Source organism: Methylobacterium sp. D48H (genome assembly GCF_053345715.1).
Window position 1 is genome coordinate 138,333 of sequence record NZ_JBKFAP010000012.1, and the last position, 7,981, is coordinate 146,313.

The 7,981-nt window shown below is 72.9% G+C and carries 10 protein-coding genes; 9 read left to right on the forward strand and 1 reads right to left on the reverse strand.

What is annotated here, in order from left to right; genetic code table 11:
• The first annotated feature begins 2 nt into the window (after positions 1-2).
• From phnH to phnN, 8 genes are read left to right on the forward strand one after another with little or no spacing between them, the layout of a single operon-like run.
• Positions 3-590, forward strand: a complete 588-nt coding sequence (phnH, locus tag ACLBX8_RS19715; protein ID WP_447699993.1) for a phosphonate C-P lyase system protein PhnH — start codon at positions 3-5, stop codon at positions 588-590.
• A gap of 3 nt (positions 591-593) precedes the next feature.
• A complete protein-coding gene (locus ACLBX8_RS19720; RefSeq protein WP_447699992.1) occupies positions 594-1,706 on the forward strand; it encodes a carbon-phosphorus lyase complex subunit PhnI in 1,113 nt (370 codons plus the stop codon).
• On the forward strand, positions 1,703-2,590 hold the full coding sequence (locus tag ACLBX8_RS19725; RefSeq protein ID WP_020093761.1) for an alpha-D-ribose 1-methylphosphonate 5-phosphate C-P-lyase PhnJ: 888 nt from the start codon (positions 1,703-1,705) through the stop codon (positions 2,588-2,590). The genes ACLBX8_RS19720 and ACLBX8_RS19725 overlap by 4 nt, the downstream gene beginning before the upstream one ends.
• A gap of 8 nt (positions 2,591-2,598) precedes the next feature.
• A complete protein-coding gene (locus ACLBX8_RS19730; RefSeq protein ID WP_447715639.1) occupies positions 2,599-3,072 on the forward strand; it encodes an N-acetyltransferase family protein in 474 nt (157 codons plus the stop codon).
• Complete coding sequence (gene phnK, locus ACLBX8_RS19735) at positions 3,069-3,842, forward strand: phosphonate C-P lyase system protein PhnK (RefSeq protein WP_447682595.1); 774 nt, start codon at positions 3,069-3,071, stop codon at positions 3,840-3,842. Before ACLBX8_RS19730 ends, phnK begins: the two co-directional genes overlap by 4 nt.
• A complete protein-coding gene (phnL, locus tag ACLBX8_RS19740; RefSeq protein WP_020093758.1) occupies positions 3,839-4,546 on the forward strand; it encodes a phosphonate C-P lyase system protein PhnL in 708 nt (235 codons plus the stop codon). Before phnK ends, phnL begins: the two co-directional genes overlap by 4 nt.
• A gap of 11 nt (positions 4,547-4,557) precedes the next feature.
• The gene (locus ACLBX8_RS19745; RefSeq protein ID WP_447682596.1) at positions 4,558-5,694 is read left to right on the forward strand and encodes an alpha-D-ribose 1-methylphosphonate 5-triphosphate diphosphatase; all 1,137 of its coding nucleotides are present in this window, start codon (positions 4,558-4,560) and stop codon (positions 5,692-5,694) included.
• The gene (phnN, locus tag ACLBX8_RS19750; RefSeq protein ID WP_447682597.1) at positions 5,694-6,224 is read left to right on the forward strand and encodes a phosphonate metabolism protein/1,5-bisphosphokinase (PRPP-forming) PhnN; all 531 of its coding nucleotides are present in this window, start codon (positions 5,694-5,696) and stop codon (positions 6,222-6,224) included. Before ACLBX8_RS19745 ends, phnN begins: the two co-directional genes overlap by 1 nt.
• 128 nt (positions 6,225-6,352) lie before the next feature.
• On the opposite strand, the gene ACLBX8_RS19755 is transcribed toward phnN, so the two are convergent.
• On the reverse strand, positions 6,353-7,216 hold the full coding sequence (locus ACLBX8_RS19755; RefSeq protein ID WP_056523827.1) for an outer membrane protein: 864 nt from the start codon (positions 7,214-7,216) through the stop codon (positions 6,353-6,355).
• A 308-nt stretch (positions 7,217-7,524) separates the two neighbouring features.
• On the opposite strand from ACLBX8_RS19755, the gene ACLBX8_RS19760 reads away from it, so the two are divergent.
• On the forward strand, positions 7,525-7,981 hold a 457-nt coding region (locus ACLBX8_RS19760; protein ID WP_182592338.1), incomplete at its 3' end, for a GTP-binding protein.

Consider the following 7,981-nt stretch of genomic DNA (forward strand, 5'->3'; position numbering starts at 1 on the left):
GCATGCTCGCCCCCGGCTTCGCCGACCCGGTTCACGACGCGCAGGACACGTTCCGCGCCGTGATGGACGCCCTCGCCCGCCCCGGACGCGTCCGGTCCCTCGCGCCGGGCCTCGCGCCGCCCGCGCCCCTGACGCCGGAACTGGCCGCCGTCGCGCTGACGCTCACCGACGCCGACACGCCGGTCTGGCTCGATCCGGCCCTCGCCGCGGCGCCGGAGGTCGCGGAATACCTGCGCTTCCACACCGGCGCGCCGCTCACCGGCGACCCGGCCGCGGCGGCCTTCGCGCTGATCAGCGACCCGGCGCGCTGCCCGCCGCTGGCGGAGTTCGCCGCCGGGACGCCGGCCTATCCCGACACCGCCACGACGCTGGTGCTCGCCCTCGACGCGCTCGCGGAGGGGGAGGGGCTGCACCTGTCCGGCCCCGGCATCCGGGGCACCGCCCGGATCGCGCCGGCGCCCCTGCCGGACGGCTTCGCGGCGCAGCTCGCGGAGAACCGCGCGGGCTTCCCCCTGGGCATCGACCTGATCCTGACGGCGCCCGGCCGCGTGGCCGGCCTGCCGCGCTCCACCACGGTGACGGAGGCCTGATCCATGTACGTGGCCGTGAAGGGCGGCGAGACCGCCATCGACAACGCCCACCGGCTCCTCGCCGAGGCGCGCCGCGGCGACCCGGCCGTGCCGGAGCTCTCCGTGGCGCAGATCCGGGAGCAGATGGCGCTGCTCGTCGACCGGGTCATGACCGAGGGCTCGCTCTACGATCCGGACCTCGCGGCGCTGGCGCTCAAGCAGGCGCGCGGCGACGTGGTCGAGGCGGTGTTCCTGGTCCGCGCCTACCGGACCACGCTGCCGCGCTTCGGCGCCTCCGCGCCGGTCGACACCGGCGCCATGGCGGTCGAGCGCCGGATCTCCGCGACGTTCAAGGATCTGCCCGGCGGGCAGGTGCTCGGGCCGACCTTCGACTACACCCACAGGCTGGTCGACTTCGCGCTCGCGGCCGAGTCCGAAGCCGGGATCGAGCCCGCCGCCGAGGCCGCGCCGCGCGCCGATGCCGGCACCTGCCCGCGGGTCACCGACCTGCTGGCCCGGGACGGCCTGATCGAGCCCTCGCCCCCCGACGACGGCGCGCCCGCGGGCGACCTCACCCGCGAGCCGGTGGACTACCCCGCTGACCGGGCGCTGCGCCTCCAGGCGCTGGCCCGGGGCGACGAGGGCTTCGTGCTCGGCCTCGCCTACTCGACGCAGCGCGGCTACGGCCGCACCCACCCGTTCGTCGGCGAGATCCGGGTCGGGGAGGTCGCGGTCGAGTTCGTGCCCGAGGAGCTGGGCTTCGCGGTGCCGCTCGGCCGCATTCGGCTCACCGAGTGCCAGATGGTCAACCAGTTCAAGGGCTCCGGGGCGGCCCCGCCGCAATTCACCCGCGGCTACGGGCTGAGCTTCGGGCAGAGCGAGCGCAAGGCCATGGCGATGGCCCTGGTCGACCGGGCGCTCCGCGCGGAGGAGCTGGGCGAGCCGGTGGCGAGCCCGGCCCAGGACCAGGAATTCGTGCTGGCCCACTGCGACAGTCTCCAGGCGACCGGCTTCGTCGAGCACCTGAAGCTGCCCCACTACGTCGACTTCCAGGCCGAGCTGGAACTGGTTCGCCGGCTACGTACCGAGTTCGAGCGCGGGTCCGACACCGTCGAGATGCAGGAGGCCGCCGAATGAGCGCCGCGATCGCGCACCGCCCGGAGAGCGAACCGGGCTACAACTTCGCCTATCTCGACGAGGGCACGAAGCGGATGATCCGCCGGGCCATCCTCAAGGCCATCGCGGTGCCGGGCTACCAGGTGCCCTTCGCCTCCCGCGAGATGCCGATGCCCTACGGCTGGGGCACCGGCGGCGTGCAGGTGACGGCCGCGATCCTCGGGCGCTCGGACGTGCTGAAGGTCATCGACCAGGGCGCCGACGACACCACCAACGCGGTCTCGATCCGCCGCTTCTTCGCCAAGACCTCCGGGGTGGCCACCACCACCCGCACCGCGGAGGCGACGGTGATCCAGACCCGCCACCGCATCCCCGAGACGCCGCTCACCGAGGGGCAGACCCTCGTCTACCAGGTGCCGATCCCCGAGCCCCTGCGCTTCCTCGAGCCCCGCGAGACCGAGACCCGCCAGCTCCACGCGCTGGCCGAGTACGGCGCCATGCACGTGAAGCTCTACGAGGACATCAGCCGCCACGGCCACATCGCCACCACCTACGCGTACCCGGTGGAGGTGGCGGGCCGCTACGTGATGGACCCGTCGCCGACGCCGAAATTCGACAACCCCAAGATGGACGACTGCCCGGCGCTCCAGCTCTTCGGCGCGGGCCGCGAGCGGCGGATCTACGCGGTGCCGCCCTACACGCGGGTGCGCAGCCTCGACTTCGAGGACCACCCGTTCCGGATCCAGGCGTTCGAGCATCCCTGCGCGCTGTGCGGTGCCGAGGGCGTCTATCTCGACGAGGTGCTGCTCGACGATGCGGGCCGGCGGATGTTCGTCTGCTCGGACACCGACCATTGCGAGGGGCGCCGCGCGGACGGCCATGTCGGCACGGGGGACGCGGCATGAGACGCGGCATGAGCGACCTCACAATCCGCCGGGCCGGAAAGCCCGACCTGCCCGCGATCCTCGACCTCTACGCCGAGCTGAACGGCGGGCGGGTGGCGACCCTGGCGCAGGCCGGGGCGCTGCTCGACCGGCTCGCGGCCTATCCCGATTACGGGCTCTACGTGGCCGAGCGCGACGGCGCTGTCGTCGGCACCTTCTGTCTCGTCATCCTCGACAACATCGCCCACTGGGGCACGCCCTCGGCGCTCGTCGAGAGTGTCGTGGTCGCGTCCCGGCACCGCGGCGGCGGCCACGGCCGGGCGATGATGCACGAGGCGGCCCGGCTCGCCGAGGCGCGGGGCTGCTACAAGCTCGCCCTGTCGTCGAACGTCGACGCCAAGCCGGCCCACGCCTTCTACGAGAGCCTCGGCTTCGAGCGCTACGGCTACAGCTTCCGCCTCGATCCCCCCTTCCTGCCCGACGCCGCGGAGGCGACCCGATGAGCGAAACCCTGCTTCAGGTCCGCGGCCTGACCAAGCGCTACGGGGCCCGCCTCGCCTGCGCCGACGTGTCGTTCGACCTCGTCCCCGGCGAGGTGCTGGCGATCGTGGGCGAATCCGGTTCCGGCAAGTCGACGCTCCTCTCCCTCATCGCCACCGAGCTGGCGCCCGATTCCGGGACGGTCGCCTACCGGATGCGCGACGGCGCGCTGCGCGACCTCGCCACCCTGAGCGAGGCCGGGCGCCGGGCGCTGATGCGCACCGAGTGGGGCTTCGTCCGCCAGGACGCGGCCCAGGGCCTGCGCATGGCGGTCTCGGCCGGCGGCAATGTCGGCGAGCGGCTGATGGGGCTCGGCGACCGCCATTACGGGCGGATCCGCGCCCAGGCCCTCGACTGGCTCGGCCGCGTCGAGATCGCCGCCGACCGGATCGACGACCCGCCGACGCGCTTCTCCGGCGGCATGCGCCAGCGCCTGCAGATCGCCCGGAACCTCGTCACCGGCCCCCGCCTGGTGCTGATGGACGAGCCGACCTCCGGCCTCGACGTCTCGGTCCAGGCCCGGCTCCTCGACCTGATCCGCCGGCTCTCGGCCGAGCTGGGGCTCGCGGTGATCATCGTCACCCACGACCTCGCGGTGGCGCGGCTCCTCTCGCACCGGATCATGGTCATGCGCGCCGGCCGGGTGATCGAGACCGGCCTCACCGACCGGGTGCTCGACGATCCCGAGCACGCCTACACCCAGCTCCTCGTCGCCTCGGTGCTCGCCGCATGACCGCGCTCCTGACCTTCGAGACCGTCGCCAAGAGCTTCACTCTGCACCTGCGCGGCGGCGTCGTGCTGCCGGTGGTGGGCGATGTCAGCCTGTCCGTGGAGCCCGGCGAGTGCGTGGTGCTCGGCGGCCCGTCCGGAGCGGGGAAATCCTCGCTGCTGAAGATGGCCTACGGCAACTACCGCTGCGACGGCGGCGCGATCCTGGTCCGCGACGGCGCGACGGTCGTGGACGTCGTCCGGGCCGATCCGCGGGCGGTCCTGGCGCTGCGGGCGCGGGTGATCGCCTACGTGTCGCAGTTCCTCCGGGTGATCCCGCGGGTCCCGGCCCTCGACGTCGTCGAGGCCGCCGGCCGCGAGGGCGGCTTGTCCGAAGCGGCGGCGCGCGCGCGGGCCGAGACCCTGCTGGCCCGGCTCAACCTGCCGGAGCGGCTCTGGGGCCTGCCGCCCGCGACCTTCTCGGGCGGCGAGCAGCAGCGGGTCAACATCGCCCGGGGCCTGATCGCCGACCGGCCGCTCCTGCTCCTCGACGAGCCCACCGCCTCCCTGGACGCCGAGAACCGTGCCGTGGTGGCCGAGCTCGTGCGCGAGAAGCTCCGGGCCGGGGCCGGCGTGCTCGGCATCTTCCACGACAGCGAGATGCGCGACGCTGTGGCGACCCGGGTGGTCGATGTCACCCGCTTCGCGCCGCAAGCCCGGGCAGCCTGAGGATCCTCACGATGGACGACTTCATCCTCGAGAACGCGACCCTGGTCCTGCCGGACCGGGTGCAGCGCGGCTGGCTCGCGGTGTCGGACGGGGCGATCGCCGAGATCGGCGAGGGGCGCCCGCCCGCGCGCGGCCTCGATCTCGGCGGCGACCACCTGATCCCAGGCCTGATCGAGTTGCACACCGACCACCTGGAGAGCCATTTCGCGCCGCGCCCGAAGGTGCGCTGGCATCCCCTCGGCGCCGTCCTGGCCTACGACGCGCAGATCACCGCCTCGGGCATCACCACGGTGTTCGATTCGCTCCGTGCCGGCAGCGATCCGGACGGCAGCGGCCTCGGCTCCGAGCTGGAGCAGCTCGCCGGCGCCATCGCCACCGCGCGCGCCGCCGACCTGTTCCGGGCCGAGCACTTCACACACCTGCGCTGCGAGCTGCCCTCCCTGGACGTGCTCGACACGGTGGCGGCCTTCACGGCACGCTACCCGGTGGGGCTGATCTCGCTGATGGACCACACGCCCGGCCAGCGGCAGTTCCGTGACATGGAGAAGTACTACACCTACGCCACCCGCGGCGGTCGGCCGATGGACGAGATCCGCGCCAACACCGAGCGCAAGGTCCGCGACGGGCGCGCGCTCAACGCGAAGAACCGGCCGGCCCTCGTCCAGTTCGCCCGCGAGATGGGCATCCCGCTGGCGAGCCACGATGACACCACCCTGGCCGACGTCGACCTCGCGGTCGGCGAGGGCGTGCGGCTGGCCGAGTTCCCCACCACCCTGGAGGCGGCCGAGGCCGCGCACCGGCAGGGCATCACCGTGATGATGGGCGCGCCGAACCTGATTCGCGGCGGCTCGCATTCCGGCAACGTCGCGGCCCTGGCGCTGGCCGAGGCCGGGTACCTCGACATCCTGTCGTCGGACTACGTGCCGGCGAGCCTGCTGATGGCGGCCTTCCTGTTGCCCGAGCAGGCGCCCGGGATCACGCTGCCCGCGGCGCTCGCCACCGTCACGTCGAACCCCGCCCGCGCCACCGGCCTGACCGATCGCGGCGCCCTGGCGCCCGGGCTGCGGGCCGACCTCGTGCGCGTGCAGCGGGCCGAGGGCGTGCCGGTCGTCCGCGAGGTCTGGCGCGCCGGCCGGCGGGTCGCCTGATGGCGGGCTGCCTCGTCCTGGTGGTCGGCCCGAGCGGGGCCGGCAAGGACACGTTGATCCGGCTCGCCCGGGCGGCGCTCGCCGACGACCCGCGCTACGTCTTCCCGCGCCGCCTCGTCACCCGCCCCCCCTCGGCCGACGAGGACAACGACGAGATCGACGAGGCGGCCTTCAGCGAGGGCTGCGCGGCCGGCCGCTTCACCCTGAGCTGGCGCGCCCACGGCCTCGGCTACGCGCTCCCGGAGGCGGTCGGCCGGCGCGTCGCCGACGGGCACGTGGTGGTCTGCAACGTCTCGCGCCGCGTCGTCGCGCGGGCGCGGGCGGGCGGCCCGCGGGTGAGCGTCGTCGAGATCACGGCGCCCCCCGAGATCCTGGCGCGGCGCATCGCCGCCCGCGGCCGCGCGCAGGACGGCGACCTGGCGGCGCGTCTCGCCCGGGAGGGCGGCGTCACCGCGGACCTGACGATCCTCAATACCGGCTCCGCGGAGGCGGCGGCCGCACGGCTGGTGGCGCACCTGCGCGCCTGCTGACGCGATGCGGCTCTCGGCGGCTCGGGCCGCAGTTCGCGGGGCGCGCGTGAGCCACGAAAAAGGGCGGGCGCCGATGCCGGCACCCGCCCTCGCTGTGATCCGCCGGGGAGACCCCGGCGTCGTCTGTCTCAGATGCCGCCGAACTTGTAGTTGAAGCCGGCGCGGACGATGCTTCCCTCGGTGCGGAAGCGCGAGATGTACGCGCCGTTGCCCACGCCCGGGACCGCGCCGACGAGCACGTTCTGGCTGCCGAGATCGTAGTGCAGGTACTCGGCCTTCACCGTGATGGCGTCGTACTTGATGCCGATGTAGCGGCCGAGCGCGAAGGTGTTCAGGAAGCTGTCGGTCGGCAGGGCGAACTCGATGCCGCCGCCGTAGGCGAAGCCGGTCTTGAAGTCGTCGTAGCGGCCGGCGAACTGGAGGCGGCCGCCCGGGGTGTAGAAGTTGGCGTCGTGGAACACGTTGCCGTAGGCGAGGCCGCCCATCCCGTAGACCAGGACGCGGTCGAAGGCGTAGCCGACGCGGCCGGTGAGGGTGCCGAGCCAGTCGAGGCTCTGGCGGAACTGGCTGATGTTCGGCGGGCCGCCGGCGACGTTGCCGGTGCCGAGCACGACCCGGTTCTTGGTGATGTCCGTCCAGTCGATGCTGTTGGCGATACCGACGACGATGCCGGCGCCCGGCGTGAACTGGTAGTTGTAGCCGGCGGTGCCGCCGATGTTGGCGAAGCCGTCCTGCGTGGTCGAGGTCGCGAACGGGCGGCGGCCGAGGGCGACGTTGGTGGCGTTGCCGGGCTGGACGCCGACGGTCGTGATGCGCTCACGGTCGGTGAAGGTGTAGGCGGACTCGAGACCGGCGTAGAAGCCCGTCCAGGTGAAGACCGGCACCGGCGTGAAGACCGGCGGCGGGGCGGCGCGACGCGGCAGGTCGGCGGCGGAGGCGGCCGTCGTGACCAGGGCCGTCGCGGCGGTGGCGAGGAGGAGCTTCTTCATCATGGCGGGGGTCCGAGGTGACGCGTTGTTGTCGCCACTTAAGCTCGGCCGCACGGATCCCGCTATGCCCGCGAAGCCACACTGTGGCGCGAAAGCGGCGCGGATACTGCCTGTGATTGATCTTTCTCCGTTCAAGACTCGCATCCGCAGCTTGACAGCGCGGTCGGTCGGCGGGCCCCCGCGCGTCGCGGAGCTTGATCCCTGGCGGCCGACCCTCTAAGCGGACCGCGTTTTTCGCCCCTGTCGGAACTTCGGGGCGGCGGACCAGGATTCGGGGCCCTTGCGTGGTCCCCGCCGCAGGAATGGGAATCATGGGCAAGGAAAAGTTCTCCCGCACCAAGCCGCACTGCAACATTGGCACGATCGGCCACGTCGATCACGGCAAGACGTCTCTGACGGCGGCGATCACGAAGGTCCTGGCCGAGACGGGCGGGGCGACGTTCACTGCCTACGACCAGATCGACAAGGCGCCTGAGGAGAAGGCGCGCGGGATCACGATCTCGACGGCGCACGTGGAGTACGAGACGCAGAACCGTCACTACGCGCACGTGGACTGCCCCGGCCACGCCGACTACGTGAAGAACATGATCACGGGCGCGGCGCAGATGGACGGCGCGATCCTGGTGGTGTCGGCGGCCGATGGCCCGATGCCGCAGACCCGCGAGCACATCCTGCTGGCCCGCCAGGTCGGCGTCCCGGCGCTGGTGGTGTTCCTCAACAAGGTCGACATGGTCGACGACGAGGAGCTCTTGGAGCTGGTCGAGCTGG